Annotated in this window: 14 protein-coding genes; 7 read left to right on the top strand and 7 right to left on the bottom strand. The window is 40.8% G+C overall.

Annotation, left to right across the window (positions count from 1 at the left end):
* Positions 1–291: 291 nt before the first annotated feature.
* The 6 genes from NY014_RS06005 to NY014_RS05980 all read left to right on the top strand — a co-directional run bounded on the left by NY014_RS06005 (position 292) and on the right by NY014_RS05980 (position 6,987).
* Complete coding sequence (locus NY014_RS06005; RefSeq protein WP_259413652.1) at positions 292–531, top strand: MoaD/ThiS family protein; 240 nt, start codon at positions 292–294, stop codon at positions 529–531.
* Complete coding sequence (locus tag NY014_RS06000) at positions 531–1,631, top strand: HesA/MoeB/ThiF family protein (RefSeq protein ID WP_259413651.1); 1,101 nt, start codon at positions 531–533, stop codon at positions 1,629–1,631. The genes NY014_RS06005 and NY014_RS06000 overlap by 1 nt, the downstream gene beginning before the upstream one ends.
* The gene (locus NY014_RS05995; protein WP_259413650.1) at positions 1,609–2,055 is read left to right on the top strand and encodes a molybdenum cofactor biosynthesis protein MoaE; all 447 of its coding nucleotides are present in this window, start codon (positions 1,609–1,611) and stop codon (positions 2,053–2,055) included. Before NY014_RS06000 ends, NY014_RS05995 begins: the two co-directional genes overlap by 23 nt.
* A 12-nt stretch (positions 2,056–2,067) precedes the next feature.
* Positions 2,068–3,327, top strand: a complete 1,260-nt coding sequence (locus NY014_RS05990; protein ID WP_259413649.1) for a pyridoxal phosphate-dependent decarboxylase family protein — start codon at positions 2,068–2,070, stop codon at positions 3,325–3,327.
* 217 nt (positions 3,328–3,544) lie between these two features.
* Positions 3,545–5,026, top strand: coding sequence for an MFS transporter (locus NY014_RS05985; protein ID WP_259413648.1), 1,482 nt, complete (start codon positions 3,545–3,547; stop codon positions 5,024–5,026).
* Positions 5,027–5,043: 17 nt separating this feature from the next.
* Entirely contained in the window at positions 5,044–6,987 is a 1,944-nt protein-coding gene (locus NY014_RS05980) for an amylosucrase (RefSeq protein ID WP_259413647.1), read from the top strand.
* A 6-nt stretch (positions 6,988–6,993) separates the two neighbouring features.
* On the opposite strand, the gene NY014_RS05975 is transcribed toward NY014_RS05980, so the two are convergent.
* The 6 genes from NY014_RS05975 to NY014_RS05950 all read right to left on the bottom strand — a co-directional run bounded on the left by NY014_RS05975 (position 6,994) and on the right by NY014_RS05950 (position 14,170).
* Positions 6,994–8,025 (bottom strand): LacI family DNA-binding transcriptional regulator, encoded by a 1,032-nt coding sequence (locus tag NY014_RS05975; protein ID WP_259413646.1) that lies wholly within the window; start codon positions 8,023–8,025, stop codon positions 6,994–6,996.
* A 31-nt stretch (positions 8,026–8,056) separates the two neighbouring features.
* The gene (locus NY014_RS05970; RefSeq protein WP_259413645.1) at positions 8,057–9,625 is read right to left on the bottom strand and encodes a purple acid phosphatase family protein; all 1,569 of its coding nucleotides are present in this window, start codon (positions 9,623–9,625) and stop codon (positions 8,057–8,059) included.
* Between the two features lie 94 nt (positions 9,626–9,719).
* Complete coding sequence (locus tag NY014_RS05965) at positions 9,720–10,958, bottom strand: carcinine hydrolase/isopenicillin-N N-acyltransferase family protein (protein WP_259413644.1); 1,239 nt, start codon at positions 10,956–10,958, stop codon at positions 9,720–9,722.
* Between the two features lie 3 nt (positions 10,959–10,961).
* Positions 10,962–12,098 (bottom strand): nitrilase-related carbon-nitrogen hydrolase, encoded by a 1,137-nt coding sequence (locus tag NY014_RS05960; protein WP_259413643.1) that lies wholly within the window; start codon positions 12,096–12,098, stop codon positions 10,962–10,964.
* Positions 12,095–13,465, bottom strand: coding sequence for a flavin monoamine oxidase family protein (locus NY014_RS05955; protein ID WP_259413642.1), 1,371 nt, complete (start codon positions 13,463–13,465; stop codon positions 12,095–12,097). Before NY014_RS05955 ends, NY014_RS05960 begins: the two co-directional genes overlap by 4 nt.
* 132 nt (positions 13,466–13,597) lie before the next feature.
* Complete coding sequence (locus tag NY014_RS05950) at positions 13,598–14,170, bottom strand: TlpA family protein disulfide reductase (protein WP_259413641.1); 573 nt, start codon at positions 14,168–14,170, stop codon at positions 13,598–13,600.
* 305 nt (positions 14,171–14,475) lie between these two features.
* Here NY014_RS05950 and NY014_RS05945 point away from each other — a divergent pair, with 305 nt between their 5' ends.
* Positions 14,476–16,716 (top strand): Tex family protein, encoded by a 2,241-nt coding sequence (locus tag NY014_RS05945; RefSeq protein WP_259413640.1) that lies wholly within the window; start codon positions 14,476–14,478, stop codon positions 16,714–16,716.
* Positions 16,717–16,790: 74 nt separating this feature from the next.
* Here NY014_RS05945 and NY014_RS05940 read toward each other — a convergent pair whose 3' ends face one another.
* Complete coding sequence (locus NY014_RS05940; protein ID WP_259413639.1) at positions 16,791–19,568, bottom strand: outer membrane beta-barrel protein; 2,778 nt, start codon at positions 19,566–19,568, stop codon at positions 16,791–16,793.
* Positions 19,569–19,679 lie beyond the last annotated feature (111 nt).

The following is a 19,679-nucleotide window of genomic DNA, read 5'->3' as shown; positions in this document are numbered from 1 at the left end:
TTTGTTCGTTTCCGCCAGAGGAAAAACTTGATGATCCAAAGTTGCAACAGGGCTCAGAGCGAAGTCGGGAATCAGTCGTTTGTATCCGTTTGTATCCGGAAGTAGTCGTTTGCTGTCGGATAAATATGCCTTTATTGGCTCTAATGGCCGTTTTTATAAATCTAGATAATTATAAAAAATTTGGGTTTTTAACGTCTTAAGAAAGTAAAACAAGAAAAATCGTTTTAATAGAAACTAGGTTTAGCCAGTTTCTTTCTTGGGCATTCCTGCTAAAGGCCGTAACTTTAGCAGATGGATCAAAAAATTCGGATTAGGACATTTGGAATGATTGCCGAAGAAATTGGGCAGTCTGAATTGGTCTTGGATCAGTTGGATTCTACAGAGCGATTAAAGGAGTTTTTGTACTCTCAATTTCCTAAGCTACAATCCATGAAATTTTCTATTGCCGTCAATCAGCAACTTGCTCAGGGGGATGAAAAAATTCCGGAAGGAGCTGAAGTTGCTCTATTACCACCATTCTCAGGAGGCTAATGTCTGATCGATTTGAAAGACAGCGACTGGTTCCCGAATTCGGGGTAGAGGGACAGGAAAAACTTCGAAATTCCTCGGTTTTAGTCGTGGGTGCTGGAGGATTAGGTTCGCCTATTTTACTTTATTTGGCCGCTATGGGAGTGGGGAAAATTGGAATAGTCGATGGTGATCAAGTGGCTATTTCAAATCTCAACCGGCAGGTTTTATACGGTGTAAATGATGTAGGGAAAAACAAAGCTGAAGTAACTGCCAATTTTTTGCGTTCTCAATATCCGGACTGCTCAATTTCAGAAACAGTCACTTTTATTACCTCTGAGAATGTGGTTGATTTAATTCAACACTATGATTTGGTGATCGATGGATCAGATAATTTTCCCACTCGATATTTGATCAATGATGCCTGTGTATTGCTAAATAAACCCTTGGTTTTTGGAGCAATTTTTCAGCATGAAGGACAGGTTTCTGTTTTCAATTTGGGAGAAGATTCCTGTAACTACCGGGATATTTTCCCTAATCCCCCTCAAGCGGATGAAGTTCCCAATTGCTCAGAAACAGGTGTGATCGGTGTGCTGCCTGGAATCATTGGGAATTTAATGGCTATGGAAGCTGTAAAGGTTTTGACAGGATTTGGTAGTCCATTAAAGAACCGAGTGCTTTTTTATCAGGCAAAGACAGCGAGCTTTTATGAAGTTCAGATAAGACCAAATCTGAAAGTGAAACAGATGATTCCAAAAAGCCTGGAAGAGCTTTCAAGAACTGATTATGAATTGGTGTGTGGTGGTCTTCCTGAAGTATCTTGGAATGATATACCTTCCCAAATTTCTTCCGAAGCTGTTTTGGTGGATTTACGGGAACCCGAAGAATTACCCAAACTTGATCAATGGAATCCAGTCTTAATCCCTTTTTCCAAATTGGAAGAAAATTGTGATCTCATTAACGAAAAGAATTTGATTTATTTCTTTTGTCAAAGTGGTGTTCGAAGTCTTAAGGCCGTTCGCCTTTGGCAAAAAGATTTTCCTCAAAAATCGGTATTTTCAATCCGTGGGGGAATTCAAGCAATTACAAAGATAGATGAACATGGAAAAACAACGAACTCCTAAAAATATTTTTGTCCAAGGACCGATTAGTCCTGAAAAAATAGCACAATCTGTTGCCAATCATCAAAGCAAAACTGACATCGGCGGACATTCGATTTTTTTAGGACAGGTCAGAAAAGACCAAAAGGAGAATGGAACGGTAGTAGCGATCGAGTACACAGCTTATGAGGAGATGGCTCTTCAAAAAGCCTTTGAAATCCGGGAAGATATCTTTGCGAAATACCCGCTAACCTGTATGCATATATATCACAGTTTGGGAAGGGTAGAAGTAGGCCAGCTTTGTCTTTTTGTCTTTACCTCATCCAAGCATAGAAGAGCAGCAATGGATGCCTGTGATGAATTAGTGGAGCGAATCAAAGCAGAACTGCCCGTTTGGGGAAAGGAATTGCTCGATACGGATGAGCATGTTTGGAAAGTGAATCAATAAACCCAGATACTGATGCAAATTGATATGAAATTTTGGAAAAAGCTGACTCCTGAGGAGCGGCTTAATCGGGTCCAACGTGCCTTAAAGGAAAATGTGGACTTCAGTAAAGATGCAAACCTCGGCTATCCTGCATCTAGACTAGATGAGAAAGTATTTACTAATGAATCGCTTTTTCTCCGGGAGATGCCGGTTTTGAATACTTATATCGCCAACCCAAATCATATCGGTTGCCACACCTATGGTACTTCTGAATATTCCTTTAAAGGAACTCAGGAAATCGAGCGTGAAGTATTGGATATGATTGCAGTAGACCTCTTCAAGGCAAAAGAAGGCGAATATGATGGATACATTTCTCCGGGAGGTACTGAAGCCAATGTTCAGGCAATGTGGGTTTATCGAAATGAATTCATGAAAACCTATGGTGCTGAATTGAACGAGATAGCTATCCTTGCTTCCGATGATACGCACTATTCCATTCCAAAGGGAGCTAATTTATTGATGTTGGAATGGAAGAAGGTTCCGGTTGACGAAGTCACTCGGGATATTAGTAGAGAGGATTTTAGAAATACGGTGAAATCTGCTCTGGAAGAAGGCAAGAAATATTTTATCGTCATTGCCAATATGGGTACAACCATGTTTGGATCCGTGGATGATCCTGTACCGATGACTGAAGTGCTAGAGGAATTTGAAGTGCCTTATCGCTTGCATATAGATGGAGCTTATGGTGGTTTTGTCTTTCCGTTTTCTGAAGGGGAAAACACAATTAATTTCACCAACCCGAAAATTTCTTCCATTACCATTGATGCTCACAAAATGCTTCAGGCACCTTACGGGACAGGGATTTTTGTGTGTCGAAAGGGGTTGATAGAAAATGTTTTGACCACAGAAGCTCAGTACGTGGAGGGAATGGATCTGACGCTATGCGGAAGTCGGTCGGGGGCAAATGCAGTGGCTGTTTGGACCATTTTGACCACTTATGGGCCGCATAAATGGTATGAGAAAATTTCAGTATTAAAGATGCGAACCAATTGGTTGTGTAAGCAACTGGATATGTTGGAGGTTCCATATTTCCGAGAACCTGAAATGAATATTGTTACTATCCGCTCCTTTGCAGTACCAGAAGAAATTGCCCATAAATACAATTTGGTCCCTCAGACTCATGATGAAGGAAATAAATGGTATAAAATCGTATTGATGGATCATGTGGAGATTGAGCATTTAAAGGACTTTATAAACGATCTATCTTCTTATAAGAAAGTTCCAATCAAGTAATTACCATCCGATTTTAATCCCGCCAGAGTTGGCGGGATTTTTTGTAATCGATTGAATTTTTAGCCAAGTCAAAATTATCAATCGTTTGCATTAATTTTTTCATTCAATTCTTTTTGAACATAGTTTTTCTCCAATTAAAATTTGGTATGTTCAACATGGCTTTAATGCTGACAAAATTCTTTTGACCCTTTTCTAACCCAAACTAACCCAGGTTTTCATGAAAAAACCGCAGCTTTCCTTTTCCCAAATTATCAATATGAATGTCGGTTTTTTTGGCATTCAGTACAGTTTTGGACTTCAGCAAAGTGCTGTAAATCCTATTTACGATATGCTGGGAGCAGCTCCTGACGAAATTCCCATTTTGAATTTGGCAGGTCCCATGACAGGACTTTTGATTCAGCCAATCATTGGTGCTTTGAGTGATAATACTTGGAGTCCTAAGTATGGAAGAAGAAAGCCATTTTTCTTCATTGGAGCGTTGTTTTGTAGTATTACGCTATTTTTCTATCCATTCAGTAGTTCGCTTTGGATGGCAGCAGGTTTGCTCTGGGTTTTAGACGCCGCAAACAATACGGCTATGGAACCTTATCGGGCCTTGATTGCAGATAAACTGCCAGATGAGCAATATAGTACCGGCTTTTTGACACAAAGCTTTTTCACGGGACTGGGTATTACTCTAGCCAATGTTTCGCTTTTCATTTTCCAAAAGTATATCACTGGAACTTGGGGTTCGCTTCCCTATTGGGTTTATGCTTCGTTTTTCTTAGGGACGGTTTGTTCCATAGGCTCGGTGATGTGGAGTATTTCCAAAACTCCTGAAATCCCACCTAGTCCTGAAGAGTTGGCGGCCTTGAAAAAACGGAATGAAGGAATGCCTCATCCTGCCATCCAGTTCTTCTTGTCTATTCTCACTACTCTGGTCGCCTATTTGGTGTTTTTTGCACTTTTAATTCCTGCCATTTTCTCAAAAGGCTTGATTAAGCGGGTTTTAGAAAAAACCAAAACTAATCCCAAAACTCGAGTACTTTTTGCGCAAAACGTAGAGATTATTGAGTCCATCATGGTGATGCCGGGAGTGATGTGGAAGCTTGCCTTGATATATCTTTTTCAATGGTATGCCTTGTTTTGCTATTGGCAAAATGCAGCGAAAAGTATCGCTCAGTCTGTCTGGAACACCACACCAACTGGTGACCCAAAGCTTTATGAAGAGGCCGTTGGGTGGACTGGATTGGTCAATGGTTGGTATAATGTGGTGACCTTTCTTTCCGCATTCTTTTTGGCTAGCATGGCCAGAAAATTCGGTCCCAAAAAAGTTCATTTCATCTGTTTGCTTATGGCAGGAGTGGGTTTGATGATTTTTCCTCAGCTCACGAATAAATATGCTCTATTTATTCCTATGGCTGGGTTTGGGATCGCCTGGGCTAGTATGATGGGAGTGCCCTATCTCTTGGTGGTCAATGAAATTCCAAAAGAGCGCTATGGTGTATACATGGGAATTATCAATATGATGATTGTAATTCCAATGATTCTTCAGACGCTGACATTTGGAGTTATCTCCAAAACCTTCTTGGGTAATGACCCTGGGTTAGCCATCATATTTGGCGGTGTTTTATTGATTATTGCTGCTTTGGCCACTCTGAATATTAAGGAAAATAAAAACGTAACGATTGATCAGCCTATAGCTGGTGGAGGTCATTAATGATAGTAGAAAGATTAATGGAAAAGGATACTATGCCTTGGGAGGCTTTGCTTCAGGAATTTGGGATTCGCTCATCTGGAACACACCGGGTTTTCTATGAAAGATTTCAGCAGGGAATTGCAAATCTCGAGTCCTTGTATCGATCTGTTTACGGGGATTTTTCCGAATTCGAAGATGTTTTTGAGGAACTTTTAAAGTCCATTATTGTCGCCTATTTGGAAAGAGAGCAGGATCTTAAGAAAAGAGATAAAACCAAAGAAAAGCAAGGAAACTGGTTTCTTAGCAATCAACTGGCTGGCATGAGTCTTTACGTGGATCGCTTTGCGAGTAATCTAAATGGACTCCATAAAAAGTTGGATTATTTTGAGGAGTTAGGAGTAAACTTTCTCCACTTAATGCCACTTTTCGAAAGTCCGGCAGGTGAAAGTGATGGAGGCTATGCAGTATCCAATTTTAGAAAAGTAGATCCCAAGTTTGGCAATTTGCAGGATTTGGTAGCATTGCGAAAAAGTATGCATGCTCAAGGGATGAATCTAATGTTGGATATTGTCCTCAATCATACTTCACATCGACATGAATGGGCAGAAAAGGCCAAAGCCGGAGATAAGCGATACCAAGATTATTTCTACATGTACGATAATCGCTGGATTCCCAATCAGTATGAAGCAGCCATGCCGGAGATTTTTCCCGAGAGTTCACCAGGGAATTTTACTTGGTGTGATGAGTGTCAGAAGTGGGTGATGACCGTTTTTCATCATTATCAATGGGACCTGAATTATCGTAACCCGCATGTACTGCGGGAAATGCTGGATAATGTATTTTTCTATGCCAATTTGGGGGTTGATCTACTTCGGATTGATGCTCCGGCTTTTATTTGGAAAGAGACGGGGACAAGTTCTCAAAACTTACCTCAAGCTCATCAGCTATTGCAACTCATTAAACAGGCTGTGCAAATGGCGACTCCGGGAATGGCTATTTTGGGAGAAGCTATAGTTGCCCCCGAGGCCATTATGGAATATTTTGGGAAAGAGGATAGAGCGGGGAAGGAATGTGATTTTGCCTATAATGCTACCCAAATGGCCCTTCAATGGGATATGTTGGCTACGGGAGATACTCGAGTGATGTTGCAAGCTCAAGGCATTCTCCAACAAAAGCCTTTGGGGACAAGCTGGATTTCTTACACTCGTTGCCATGATGATATTGGCTTGGGGTATGATGATTATATGATTGCACAGGCTGGAAAAGACCCGTATCAACATAGAAGTTATTTGAAGGATTATTACTCTGGGAAATTCCCGAATAGTCCAGCAAAAGGGGCGCTTTTTTCCAGCAATCCTAAAACGGGTGATGCCCGAATCTCAGGTTCATTAGCTTCCCTTTGCGGATTGGAATTTGCCTTAATCGCCCAAGGTCCAGATCAAATTCAGCTCTCGATTCAAAAAATTTTATTGATGCAGGTTTTTTCCATGTTCACCGGAGGATTGCCAATGCTTTATTATGGAGATGAGTTGGGCTATTTGAATGATTATTCATTTTTGCAGGATCCCGCCAAAAGTTATGATAATCGCTGGATGCATAGGCCCATTATTGATTGGGATAAAGCAGGACTTCGAAAAGAGAAGGGGACTATTGAGAATGAGGTTTTTTCAGGCACACAAAAACTGATAAAAATTCGGAAAAAACTTTCTGCTATAGCGGACTTCAATAATATTCAGTGGATACAACCTCATAATATTCACGTCGCAGGATTTCTTCGGGAGATGGATGGGCAAAAGGTTTTTGTCATTGGAAATTATTCATCTGAAACAGCTTTTTTGACTTGGTATGCTTTGAAGGAGTTTGGTTTTTTGCCCCACACCTTATATGACCATTGGTCCAAAAAGATTATTGAGGTCGGTTCTGATGATAATTACCTGATTTTGGAACCTTATGGATTTCGGATTTTTGAGGTAAAGGAATAGAAAAGTCTACCCTTTTCGCAGCGTAGAATTCCGAATTATTAAATCACTTGGTATTTCAATTTTCTGATCAATTAGGCTTTTATCAGTGCTCTGAAGAGATTCAATAAGTAGTTCGGTAGAACGTTTTCCGATTTGGTATCCATGCTGTTCCACTGTGCTGAGGGAAGGTTGCATCACTTCAGAAATTTTCCAGTTGCTGAATCCCATTACACCTACCTCATCTGGCACTTTCCGATTGCTTTCCCGCAGGTAATTCATAACTCCAAGAGCCACCAAGTCTGTTATGCAAAAAATAGCATCAGGGGGATTCTTGCTTTCCATCAACTGCTTTGCAAAATGGTAACCCTCTTGCTCTGTAATTTGCTGGCAATGTGGCACCCAATCCGAATTTTCTTCCAAATGATGGTCGACTAAAGCTTGCCGATATCCTGCCAAACGGTCCACTGAATTTTGGACATTTTCGAGACCGTTGATGTGGGCGATTTTCGTATATCCTTGTTCGATTAAGTGCTTTACGGCCCCATATGCACCTTGATAGTCGTCGGTGATGACTTTTGGTGTCTTGAGTTTTTCAGAATATTTATCAAACTGTATTACAGGCTTTCCCTCGTCCAAAAATTCTTGAATATGGGAGACATCGGATGTCTCATTGGAGATCGAGATGATAAGGCCATCAACATTTCCAGCAAGCATTCCATGACAAGCATGCATTTCCAGTTCTGCTTTTTCTTCTGTCTGACTGATTAAAAGCCTATATCCTTTCTTAGTAGCTGCCTGTAATGCTCCACTAATGATAGAAGAGAAATAATAATGAACCACTTCCGGGACAATCATCCCAATAGTCATGGTTTTGTTTTTTCGGAAATTGACCGCAATGGAATTAGGGACGTAATTGTGTTTTTTGGCGAATTCCTGTACCATTTTGATGGTCTCCTCTGAAATTCCAGGATACTCGTTCAAAGCTCGAGAAGCTGTGGAAACAGAGATTCCCAATTCTCGTGCGATATCCTTTAGCGTAATGCGTCTTTTCTCTGACATAAGTTTGCCCGATGATTCAAGATTTGGCCTTTCAATTTTCTTTTTCGGAAAGTACTCGTCCTTCCTGATCTAATATAAGATCTTTGGTTTGATCATCTTTTTGAAGAATTACCCGAATTCTAGCTTTGCCTTTTTCTTCAAAAAACCGAACCTGCCTAACTTCAAAACCCGGATAAGCCTTCAACAAACCTTCTTCTACGATTTGGGGAAGTTGGTCTTCATAAGGAGTGGTATTTGAAAATCTGAATTCCGCTGGAAGCTCTTCTTTATAATCACGGAATTGATTGACTCCATCTTCGCCTTTCGTAAGTTCAAATTTGTCATAAAGTTCTCCGATGGCTGTATAGGACTCAAAGAGAAGTTTGTTGCCTTCAATGCTAACAACCTGAAAAAGCTGAGTGTTTTCAGCGGCTCGATCCCTTACTGCTCCCCATTCTTCCCAACCATCAGGCTTGATTCCATACATTTTCCCACCGCTCACAGACACCACATAGACAGTTCCTGTTTTGTCTCGCATGTTCATACCATCCATTACATTTTCACCGGGAGAAACTCTGCCTCTTCCATAACTGTGATCATGCCCTTGTAATGCTAAATCGACTTGATATTTGTCGAAAATGGGTTTCCAAAGCTTTCTTAATGCTTCATTGTCTCTTCCTGCTGAAGCTGAAAAGAGGGGGTGGTGATAGCTGACAATAACCCACTGTTTGTTATTTGCTTGAAGGGTTTCCTCAAGCCAAGCTGCTTGGAGTTCGTGGTCTCGATTACTGTCAAGAAAAATAAATTTGGCATCTGGGTAATCAATAAAAAAGGCAGTTTCTTCTAGTCCTTTTGGGCCATTTAAAGGAAAGCTAAATTGGGGTTTCCATTGTATGGAAAGGCTTCGCTTTCTACTTTCCCGGTCTGCTTCATTCAGGTAATTATATTCATGATTTCCGGGTACTGCTAAGGTTGGGAGCATACTATGAATGAACCCACCTGCTGTAAACCACTCGTGCCATTCCTGTTCTCGATGGGCATAATTAATCAAATCCCCGGCATGAATGATAAAATCCGCATCTGGAGCTTTTCTATAGCCTTCACGGATTAAGCGGGCCCACAATTCCAAAATGTAATTTTGGGCATCACCTAGATAAAGAAAGGAGAATTTCTTTCCAGCTTGATCACTTGGGGTTTTAAACTGAAACCATTCCGACCATCGAGTTCCATCACCGACTCGATAGGCATAAACTGTTTCTGGAGTCAAATTCGAAAAAGTGGCACTATGGTAATTTGCATCCACTTCGGCTGTCGCTATTTGTGAGGCTTCAAAGACTTCAGTCTGAGCTTTTTGTGTAATGGCATTTCTCCAAAATTTCGGAGCTCCGGTTGCGACAGCTAATTCAGCAAAAGCTGTTTTTATTTCTGTATTGGTTCGCCAATTCACGCTAATTTCTGAAGTTGCATCCTCTCCAAAAGTCAGTACTATTCTATCCGGATATTCTGAAGGCTTACTCCAGTCAAATCCAAATTCCGGCTCCTTATAAACTCGAATGTCTTGAGCCTGAATAGAAAATGAACCAAGAAAAAGAAGTAACAATAAGATTGGCAGGGATTTCATGATTTGGCTTTTTTCCAAGTTAATGAATTTTAGGTGCTTTTGGTCTCTTCCCTACAGCTGGCTGTTAGAGCATTTTGTCTAAAATGTTTGCTAGTTACTTCAAGTCGTGGATTTTTTCTAGGACCCAGTTTAGATAAAACTGGTAACAGCTTTGACTAAATTCTTGTAGTTCTGATTTGATTGGGTTTTTATCTGTAATCAAGGCGTCTTTCTTGATCCATTTATTTTGAATTTCATCCAATTCCTGTCGGATTTTTGGGAAAAGTTGGCTTCGGTTCTTGTCAATCAATTCATGAAGATATCTCGCTTGCCACCAAAGGGAATTATCCTTTTTTGAACTAGGAAAGTTCAGAAAATCAGTATTAGTACCGAAATAGAAAGGAACATACAGGCTAAGGCAAGGATGAGGAGTGCCTGTAAGCCAAATTGTATTTGGTCGGCTTGTTCGAAGCTCAGTTACCAAACTTCCTGTCGTATCCGAGGGGTTTGTCAGTCCGGTAGCATGCATGCAAATGGAAGCTGCTGAACAGTTTCTGGGATGAAATTCGCTATCTGGCATATTGTGCGTCCGGAGTGTTTTCATAAACTCCCAAGTGCTTAAATGACCAGCTTGATTTTCCAGTTGATTTGTTGTTATTGCTTTTCTGCTACTTGCTTTGGAAAAATAGGTGTAGAGGAAGTCAGAAAATCGGGATTTGAATCCTTTTTTTGAGCGAAAGAAGGAGCTTAAATGTTTGGCTTCTTTCTCTATGAAAATCTCATCATAATCATCATCCAAACTAAGACAATTTGATATGCTGGCAGTGTCTCTGACTTTTTTCCAAGCCCAGGATTTTCCTGCAGTTTCCAAAATAAAAGCTTCTTCAGTATCAGCGATTAGAAAGCTATTGTGATAATAAAAATCTTTGTTTTGATAACCTCCGCAGGCATCTTGACCGTAAATCGAAAGGAGTTGAATAATCAGGTTTTTTGCTTCTTCGGCTTTTTTGCTTCGCTCTAATGCTAGACGAAGTAAGTCCATTCCAGTCAATCCGGACTTCTTTTTATTGATTTTGACCTGAGTGAAAACGGCTTCATTTCCAATGGTTAAACCCCATTCATTAACACCCATTTCTGCTCCCCACATTTGAAAAGGCTTGGATAAGTAGACTTCCCATGTTTGTTCCGCTTGGGGAATGGAAATAAATGTGCAATCAAGCGTTTTTTCGGTTTGGGTTTTTCTGGGGAAATGACTGATTTCCTGTGCTTCTAAAGGCTCCCGATCAGAATTCTTGCCAAAGATCAAATTTCCGGATTGGGTGTAATTCCCAAGAGCTACCAGGGTGTCGCACATATGCTAAAAATTTATGGACCAGATTCCAGCTCGATTTGCAGGGTTTAATTCTAGTTGATGGCCATATAGGACAGCTAAAGGCTGACCATCAGCGCCTAAATTCCAAAGCTCTCCCCGTAAAAACACATTTAAGCCAATTCGAGCATTTGTTTGCCCAATTCTTCCTGGTAGTGCATATTTATTCCAGGCTTCCCACTCACTGATTTTCTCAATATCATTGAGATTCGTATCAACAGGAGCTGGAGCGCCATTATAACCTTGCCAAGGTTTTTTCATACCCTCATCGCCGGTGAGATAAGAGGGCACTAAAATGATCTCTGTTTGTGACTGATTGGCTACCTGATACGGTTCTGGATACCAACTATCAGCACAAATCAGTAGGGCGGTTTTTCCCATAGGAAGGTTAAATACAGGAATTTTTTCCACCGCTTCTCCACTAACAAAAGGAATTTCCGATTCGATAGGAAATGCTTTTAAAACAGGCTCCCCGATTATTTTACCATCAGGGCCAAAAATGAATGAGGCATTATAAAGAGGGCCTTCTTTATCAACATATAATTCCCCCTCTTCTACATAAGGCTGTGGGAGAATAATACTTCCAGCCGCGATATAACAATTGAACTGTTGTGCCAATTGGCTGAAGGTATTGAAGTAATCTTCAGCCATTTTTCTTGCCTTCATTCGAAATAGGGTACCAGTGGGTCTATCCAATTCATGACTTTGAAAATAATTGACTACAAAATCGACAATATTTGAAAGTACTAAGGTGGACATGGCATCTTTCAGATTGTCTTTTTCTGCCAGCACATGTTTTTCACCAGATAAAACCAACCAGGTTCCAACATACTCTGGAAGCAAAACCACTGTATTTGAATGGATAAGTTGGGATTTCCGGGCAGCATCCAGGTAAAGCTCCATTTTTCGGTAGAAGGTTTCCTGATCTATATAGTCTTTTGCAAGCATGTAGGGTTGAATCCCCACGATATTGTTATAGAGAGAATCGCTAGGGTTAACTTCTTCTACTATATCTAAAAAAGTCTCAGGTTGATCAGGCGGATAGCTTCTTCCTGCAAAGGACCAAATCAGCCAAATGAATATGACCAATAATATAGATGAGACGATGAATCTTCTCACACTCATATTTTTTCTTTCTTTTTCAATTCAATGATTTCTGAAGCCGCTGCTTCTCCTGCGCGAACTGCCCCTTCGATGTAACCATGCCAAACCGTGGCTGCTTCTGTTCCTGCAAAATGGAGATTTCCTTCCGGTTTTCTATAGGCGTCCCGCCAATTTGACCAGGCACCGATAGGCATCAGCCCAGCATAGCAACCTTGAGACCAAGTCTCATCACTCATAGTAAAATCTATGTATTGGATGGGGTTTTTAGCTCTTTCACCAAAATACTGAACCAATTGGGAAATCATTCGCTTTTTTCGATCTTCTTCACTTCTTCCAAAATATTCGTCCGCTCGATTCCCAATCGTAAATCCCATCAGAATGCCGTACTTTCCATCCACTGGGGAGCAATCAAAAAGCGTCTGATGTGTTAGTGGATCATCTGAAACTACCTGTCCACTATAGTTATCTTCTCTCCAAAAAGGAGTATCGTAAATCATGAAGCACTTGCCCACACGGCCCATTGGATAATTTTCCAAAAGTTGGCTTTTTTCAGTGCTTAAGCCTGGTTCAAAATCTATATTCTTGAGGAGAGGAGGAGGTACAGTCAAAATGACCCTTTTTGCAAAAAAACTATTCTCGCTAGAAATCACCTCCAACTGATCAGCACCTTGGATAATTTTTTCTATGGGGCAATTGAAAATAATTTTTTCATGAAATGGGGCGACCATTGCTTCCGCAATACTTTGCATCCCGCCAACAATTCGGTGTTGTTGCGCTCCATCCTTAATGTTAATCAAGCAGTCTAAAGATGTTCCCGAACGGATATAGAATAGTGCATGAAGTAATGAGATTTCATTCAGTTCGCAGGCAAAAATTGTTTCACAGCCAATTTTGATGACTTCGTAACAGGACTTGGTTTTGGAATTTTTTCTAAGAAAGGTTTCCAAGGTCATTTGATCCCATTTTGGAGCTTTGGGGTGGGACCAAGGAGAATGAACATTTATTTGTCTTGCCATTCGTTCCAGTTTCCTCATCAAAATATCCAAATTGATTAAGGAAATAGGGTCCATTTTCGGAATGATTCCTTTGTAGGTCCGGATTTTACCCCGAAGATTTAGGACGTTTTTGCCTTCATCATAGGTCTCAAAATAGGAGATGCCGTATTCCTTGCACAGTTCATACATTCTATCCTGAGTCGGGCCTATCCATTGTCCTCCTAGGTCAACATACAGATCCTCTTTTAGATAGTTTGTGTAAACTCTTCCTCCAATTCGATCTCGGGCCTCCAGAATTATAAAGCTAATGCCAGCTTCATGAAGTTTTTTTGCAGCAGCAATTCCTGAAAAACCAGCTCCGATGATGATAACTTCCGTATCGGGAATTTTCATGAAAGAAAGATAGAGAGTTTTTCAGATTCTCCTAAAATAAGGAACCGAACTAAGACAGATTTCTTAGTCTGAGTTTGTGATTCAGAAGATTAAGTTGGAGTATAAAAAAGCCAAAAATTTTTAAACGGCGATTTATTGGTTAATCAAAAAATCCCGAAACTCATCCGTGTTGAAATTGCTCATTCCCTCCTGATAGAACACGATTTTTCCTTCAGGGTTGACCACCAGGGTTGTCGGGATTGATTCGCTGAGCAAGGACTTGTTTAGGCCATAACTGGCATGAACAGCAGGGAAAGACCAGGATTTTCCTTCTATAAAATTCTTACTTTTCTGATAGTCATTATCTACTCCTATCATTAAAAACTCGAGGTTTTCTTGGTCTTGGACAGATTTGTACAGCTCAGAAATGTGGGGCATCTCTGCTCGACATGGTCCACACCAAGAAGCCCAAAGATTGATGAAAACAGTCTTTCCTTTATAATCGGCTAAGCGAATTGTATTTCCATCAAAATCCTGAAAAGTTCCAGCATAATCGAAATTCTTATTAGTAAGATCAACTCGCTCTAATTTGGGTTTAATTAAACCCGTGGAAAGTAAAACAGATTGGAGTGCTCCCTGCACGACCGGCAGTAAGCCAGTGAAATATAAGAATGCGAAAAAGGCCAAAATCAAGCCCCAAGATTTTATTTCTTTTTTCCAGTCCATATCGAATTTCGAAATACGATTTACTAATTACGAGGTTACTTTTAATGTTGAAATTTGGGATCAAAAAAGGGAATAATTGGTTTCGAATTATTAAGAGTTTGAATTATTATATCAAACAAGTAACCTTTCTACTTTTCAACATTCCCACAGTTCTACTGAACTTCAATTTTCAAATCTTTTAAATTCTGCTTCAATTTTACATTCTTAAAATCAGACCCTTAGTGACAAGCGCTACATTTCCCACTTTTTGTCTTAAAAAGGACTCCTATCTTGCGGGAAAATTGAAGAGAATTTGATTGAATCACATGAATTATTCCCACAAAATAGCCGAAGAGTTACAAGTAAAAAATCAGCAAGTTCAAGCCACAATTGACCTATTGGACGGAGGAGCGACTGTTCCGTTTATTTCCAGATACAGAAAAGAAGTGACTGGAAGCTTGGATGAAGTTCAGGTTGCTACGGTTCGGGATCGAATCCAGCAATTACGGGACTTGGATAAGCGGAAAGAAGCAATTGTTAAGTCAATTGAGGAGCAAGGAAAAATGACTCCGGAACTCCAAAAAGCCATTTTGGAAGCGGAGACCATGGCTCGATTGGAGGATATTTATTTACCATACAAACCAAAGCGTAGAACCAAGGCAACTATTGCTCGGGAAAAAGGACTAGAGCCTTTGGCAGAAATAATTTTTAAGCAAGAGTCTCTAGAATTAGAGTCTTTAGCTACCGAATACCTCAACGCTGAAAAAGAAGTGACTTCAGTTGAGGAAGCACTTCAAGGTGCTCGAGATATCATTGCTGAATGGATCAATGAGGATGCAGGGCTTCGCGAAAAAATGAGGCAGCTCTTTTTGAAAGAAGGGTTTTTCCGCTCAAGAGTTATTCCGGGGAAAGAACAGGAAGCTATTAAGTACAAGGATTATTTCGATTGGTCAGAACCAATTCACTCAGCTCCTTCGCACCGGGTTTTGGCGATGAGAAGGGGAGAAAAAGAACTGTTTTTATTGTTGGATGTCTGCCCTGAAGAGGCAGATGCAATTGCCTTGATAGAGCGACAAATCTTGATCAATGCTGAAAACACTTCTGTATCTCAAGTAAAATTGGCGATCAAGGATGCCTATAAGCGATTGCTCAAACCAAGTATGGAAACGGAAGTTCGTCTAATCACTAAGAAAAAAGCAGATGAGGAAGCAATCAAAGTCTTTGCAGAAAACCTTCGTCAGCTTCTTTTGGGAGCTCCTTTAGGTGAAAAAGCCGTGATGGCAATAGACCCTGGTTTTCGTACCGGTTGTAAGTTGGTATGTCTAGGACCTCAAGGGCAGCTGCTACACTATGAGGCCATTTTTCCCCATGAACCTCAGCGAAGAACAACAGAGGCGGCTATGACTGTTCGTGGATTGGTGGAGAAATTTGACATTCAGGCAATTGCTATTGGAAATGGTACAGCGGGAAGAGAAACTGAGGCTTTTGTCAAAGGAATAGGTCTTTCGAAATCGGTGATCGTTACTATGGTCAATGAATCAGGGGCTTCAATTTATTCGGCATCTGAAGTTGCACGGGAGGAATTTCCGGATTTGGACTTGACTGTCCGGGGTGCAGTTTCCATTGGAAGGCGTTTGATGGACCCTTTGGCGGAGCTGGTGAAAATTGATCCAAAATCCATCGGTGTGGGTCAATATCAGCATGATGTAGATCAATCCGCTTTAAAAAATGCCTTGGATGATACGGTGATTTCTGCGGTTAACGGAGTAGGAGTGGAGGTAAATACTGCATCCAAGCAGCTGTTGACCTATGTCTCTGGATTAGGGCCTGTTTTAGCACAAAATATTGTAGACTATCGAAACCAGCATGGGCCATTTACCAGCCGTTCCCAACTTTTACAAGTACCTCGATTGGGTGAAAAGGCATATGAGCAGGCAGCTGGATTTTTGAGAATACGACAAGGGATGAATCCTTTGGATCGTTCTGCTGTGCACCCTGAGCGATACGAATTGGTTGAGCGAATGGCAAAAGATTTGGGTACGACAGTTAGTGAATTGATGCAATCTGATTCCCTTCGCAATCGAATCAATTTGAAAAATTACCTTTCTGATTCCGTTGGCCTACCGACTCTTCAGGATATTTTGGAAGAACTTTCCAAACCTGGTCGCGATCCGCGTGAGCAGTTTGAAGTATTTCAGTTTCAGGAGGGTGTCAATCACCTCGAAGACCTGAAGCGAGGGATGAAACTTCCCGGCATTGTTACCAATATTACTGCCTTTGGTGCTTTTGTGGATATTGGAGTACATCAGGACGGTTTGGTGCATTTGAGTCATCTAGCAGATCGCTTTGTCAAAGATCCCAATGAAATTGTACAGGTCAACCAAAAGGTGATTGTCACTGTATTGGATGTGGATATACCTCGGAAGCGAATCGGTCTAAGTATGAAGGCTGATCCTTTTGCGGAGCGAGGGAAAAAGATGGATAAAAACTCCAAATCAGAGCGCAAGGAAGAGCCTCAAGGCACCATGGCTGAAAAATTGGCGATGCTCAAAGGTAAATTCCGATGATTTGAATTTTTGTAAGATGTAAAAAGTAAAGGGTAAACCATACAGTTTACCTTTTACCTCAATAATCCGAAAGTTTAATCTCGTCTTCCTCCTCTGTCATCCCCTCCGCCGGTATTGATCATTTCATTGTAATCATCCATGTCCATTCCCTTGGAGAAACGGCGAATATTGTAGGAGAAAGTCAGCATGAAGTAGCGCTGCAGCACATTGGTCTGCACGTCTTCAATAAAGGTGTCGGTAATATTTCGACGGATGTTATTGTTTTGTCGGAAAAGGTCGTAAACATTCAAGCTGATTTCTCCCCGCTGATTGGCGAAGATTTTTTTGCCCAAACTCATATTCACCAAGGTGAAATTGGTGTCAAAACCATCAGAAAGACCTGAATTGACTTGATGGTTCAAGTCTAATCTGTACACAAAACCTTCCCAAATAATCCAGTTGAAGTTCACTCGAGCTCTTTGATTGAAAAACTTGTTGTTCAAATTAGGGTTGAGCGTGTTTTCTACTTGATTGAAAGAGAATCGGGTCCAAATATTGAAGTCTATTTGATCAGAGATATTACTGCTCAATGAAATACCTGTACTGATTCGGCGGGAATTGTTAAACCCAGTTTCATTATTTACCAAGGTAGGGCGTTTAGTGTAGCCCAGCCCACCATTGATATTCAAGTTGGACTTGATAAAGCCTACTGGCATCCCGTATCCAAACCAAGAACGTAGATCCCAATAACCGTCCAAATTGACCGGGCTGAAAAGTTGGGAACCGGGTTCCAAGATAATTCCAGGTTGGATTTCCGTAGCTTCTTCTGCAATGAAGGAACTGTTAGCAATGATATTATTGACAAAAGAAGATTGCCCAAAGAAGAACCAGTTTTGATCAGTTTCCGGGTTGTTACTTCGGAAGCGAACGCGAAGTCGGTTTGAGTAGGATTGGTCTAAGCCAGGATTACCGACATACAATTGAAGTGGATTTGAATTATCAACTACTGGTTGTAACTGTCTTAAATCCGGCTCTTGAGTACGCGTATCGTAATCAAATTGCAAATTGGTATTTGACGTAATCTGATAATTAAAGCGAACAGTAGGCTGAAGGCTTTCAAAAGTTCTTTTTAATTCAAAAGGAACGGGAAATCCTTGGGAATTGTCCAATTGTGCATTTTGGTATTGTAATTCTGTTTGGATTCGAATTTTATCGGTTTTAAACTGGTAGCCCAGCTCCGTTTCCTGAGTTAGGTATTTGCTTTCAAATGTATTACTCAATGCCGTATCTAGGCGATATTCGATCGCTTGTGGATCTTCGTCGATGACATCATAGATCAATTGATCAGAATCATTAAGTCGGTTTCCAATTTCATATTCCAATTCAAGCATACTTTTTTCACTCAAGGCTTCTGTGAATGAAATACCAGTTTGCCAAGAGGACCCTTTTCTGTCACGATTGATCTGTTGATTAATGATTTCAGAACGAGGGTCTGGAATGAAATACTGGTTTTCTGCAATTCGATTTGCCTCATCTTGATTTCGATTGTCACTGATTCTGCCCCGGATGGTCATCGTTCGACCAGGCTTGTTGAATTTATGACTGTAGAAAATCCGATTAAATAAGTCATAATCGTAATTATCGGCAGTTCTAGTATTGACGACGGTATTGATCAAATCGGTTCCATTCGAAGTTTCACCGGAGAAGTCTGAGTTTTCCGTTTCAAATCGGGCCGATAGACGTGGAATAAACAAAATCCGGTTTCGCTCATCAATATTGTATTCCAATCTAAGGTTGAACTGATGTCTATTGTTCAGACGTGTATCAGTGCTGACCTCGTTGTATAACTGATTGCTTTCTCCATTAGTGATAAACTCCCGGAAGCGAATAGCCTGACCGAAATTTTCCCGGCTGCTGTATACATAGCTTCCAGTGACTTTTACCTTTTCCCCCCAATTATCTGAGTAATTTAAACCCAAGATATGTGTCTGAATAATGCCATTCTGCGGTCGGGAATTATCCTGAGCGTTTGGATCAGATGAAAAATCTGTCACGTTGATATTGTTGGAAAGACTGGTGAAAGTAATTCTTCTGTCCTCATCAAAGTCATTGATGCTAGCTCCTGCGATATAGCGGTCATTTGTGCCATAACCTGCCGATGTACGACCAAATTGCCCTTTTCTGCGGTTGGGTTTTGTGATGATGTTGATAGTTTTTAAGCGCTCTCCATCATCAAATCCACTGAGTCGGGATTGTTCACTTAATTGGTCAAAAATCTCAATACTTTGGATTACCTCGGCCGGAATGTTTTGTAGGGCGGTTTTGATATCATTTCCAAAGAAAGGTTCTCCGTCAACCAATATCTGAGCGATTGCTTCACCTTGGGCCTGTAGCCCACCATCTTCTGAAGTGACTCCGGGAAGCTTTTCTATAAGGGTTTGAGCACTTGCATCCCGCATTGTTTTAAATGCGTCCGCATTGAACATGGTGGTGTCCGACTTGTTTTGACTAGTTGATCTTCGGGCCGCTACAGTCACTTCATCCAAGCCCACTGCCTGTTCACGAATGGATACAATGCCTAAATCCAGATCTCCAGAGATTTGGAGTGTCCGAAAAAAGTTTTCATAGCCCAGATACTGAATTTTCAATAGGTATTCTCCTTCCCGAATGGATTGGATTTCAAAATTTCCGTCTAAGTCTGAAATCATCCCGTCCACTTGGGTAGAATCATTTACCCGCAATAGAAGGACTGTGGCGTTGGGAATAGTTTCCTTGTTTTTAGCATCCTGAATTTTTCCTTTTAGAAAAAAAGTTTGGGCAAGACTTCCCCAGGAAACAAAAAATAAAAAAAGAAATAGCACTCTGATTTTCATATAGTTGGTTTAATTGGGTTTAGCTATAACACAAAATTAGAGTGGATGGAATTTTTGTTTTACTTTTTTAGGCTAAGCGGTCATTAGCTTGAATGAACTGCACGCCGATCA

The sequence above is a fragment of the Algoriphagus limi genome, assembly GCF_024919275.1.
GTDB lineage: Bacteria > Bacteroidota > Bacteroidia > Cytophagales > Cyclobacteriaceae > Algoriphagus > Algoriphagus limi.
Note: the sequence above shows the minus strand (reverse complement) of the source record. Positions and strands in the feature narration are given on the sequence as shown.

Bases quoted from the DNA above. Each gene is read 5' to 3' on its own strand.
- NY014_RS05980 (WP_259413647.1), top strand. From the start codon at position 5,044: ATGGAAAAGGATACTATGCCTTGGGAGGCTTTGCTTCAGGAATTTGGG.
- NY014_RS05940 (WP_259413639.1), bottom strand. From the start codon at position 19,568: ATGAAAATCAGAGTGCTATTTCTTTTTTTATTTTTTGTTTCCTGGGGA.
- NY014_RS05945 (WP_259413640.1), top strand. From the start codon at position 14,476: ATGAATTATTCCCACAAAATAGCCGAAGAGTTACAAGTAAAAAATCAG.
- NY014_RS05955 (WP_259413642.1), bottom strand. From the start codon at position 13,465: ATGAAAATTCCCGATACGGAAGTTATCATCATCGGAGCTGGTTTTTCA.
- NY014_RS05950 (WP_259413641.1), bottom strand. From the start codon at position 14,170: ATGGACTGGAAAAAAGAAATAAAATCTTGGGGCTTGATTTTGGCCTTT.
- NY014_RS06005 (WP_259413652.1), top strand. From the start codon at position 292: ATGGATCAAAAAATTCGGATTAGGACATTTGGAATGATTGCCGAAGAA.
- NY014_RS05970 (WP_259413645.1), bottom strand. From the start codon at position 9,625: ATGAAATCCCTGCCAATCTTATTGTTACTTCTTTTTCTTGGTTCATTT.
- NY014_RS05965 (WP_259413644.1), bottom strand. From the start codon at position 10,958: ATGTGCGACACCCTGGTAGCTCTTGGGAATTACACCCAATCCGGAAAT.
- NY014_RS05985 (WP_259413648.1), top strand. From the start codon at position 3,545: ATGAAAAAACCGCAGCTTTCCTTTTCCCAAATTATCAATATGAATGTC.
- NY014_RS05990 (WP_259413649.1), top strand. From the start codon at position 2,068: ATGCAAATTGATATGAAATTTTGGAAAAAGCTGACTCCTGAGGAGCGG.
- NY014_RS05975 (WP_259413646.1), bottom strand. From the start codon at position 8,025: ATGTCAGAGAAAAGACGCATTACGCTAAAGGATATCGCACGAGAATTG.
- NY014_RS05995 (WP_259413650.1), top strand. From the start codon at position 1,609: ATGGAAAAACAACGAACTCCTAAAAATATTTTTGTCCAAGGACCGATT.
- NY014_RS05960 (WP_259413643.1), bottom strand. From the start codon at position 12,098: ATGAGTGTGAGAAGATTCATCGTCTCATCTATATTATTGGTCATATTC.
- NY014_RS06000 (WP_259413651.1), top strand. From the start codon at position 531: ATGTCTGATCGATTTGAAAGACAGCGACTGGTTCCCGAATTCGGGGTA.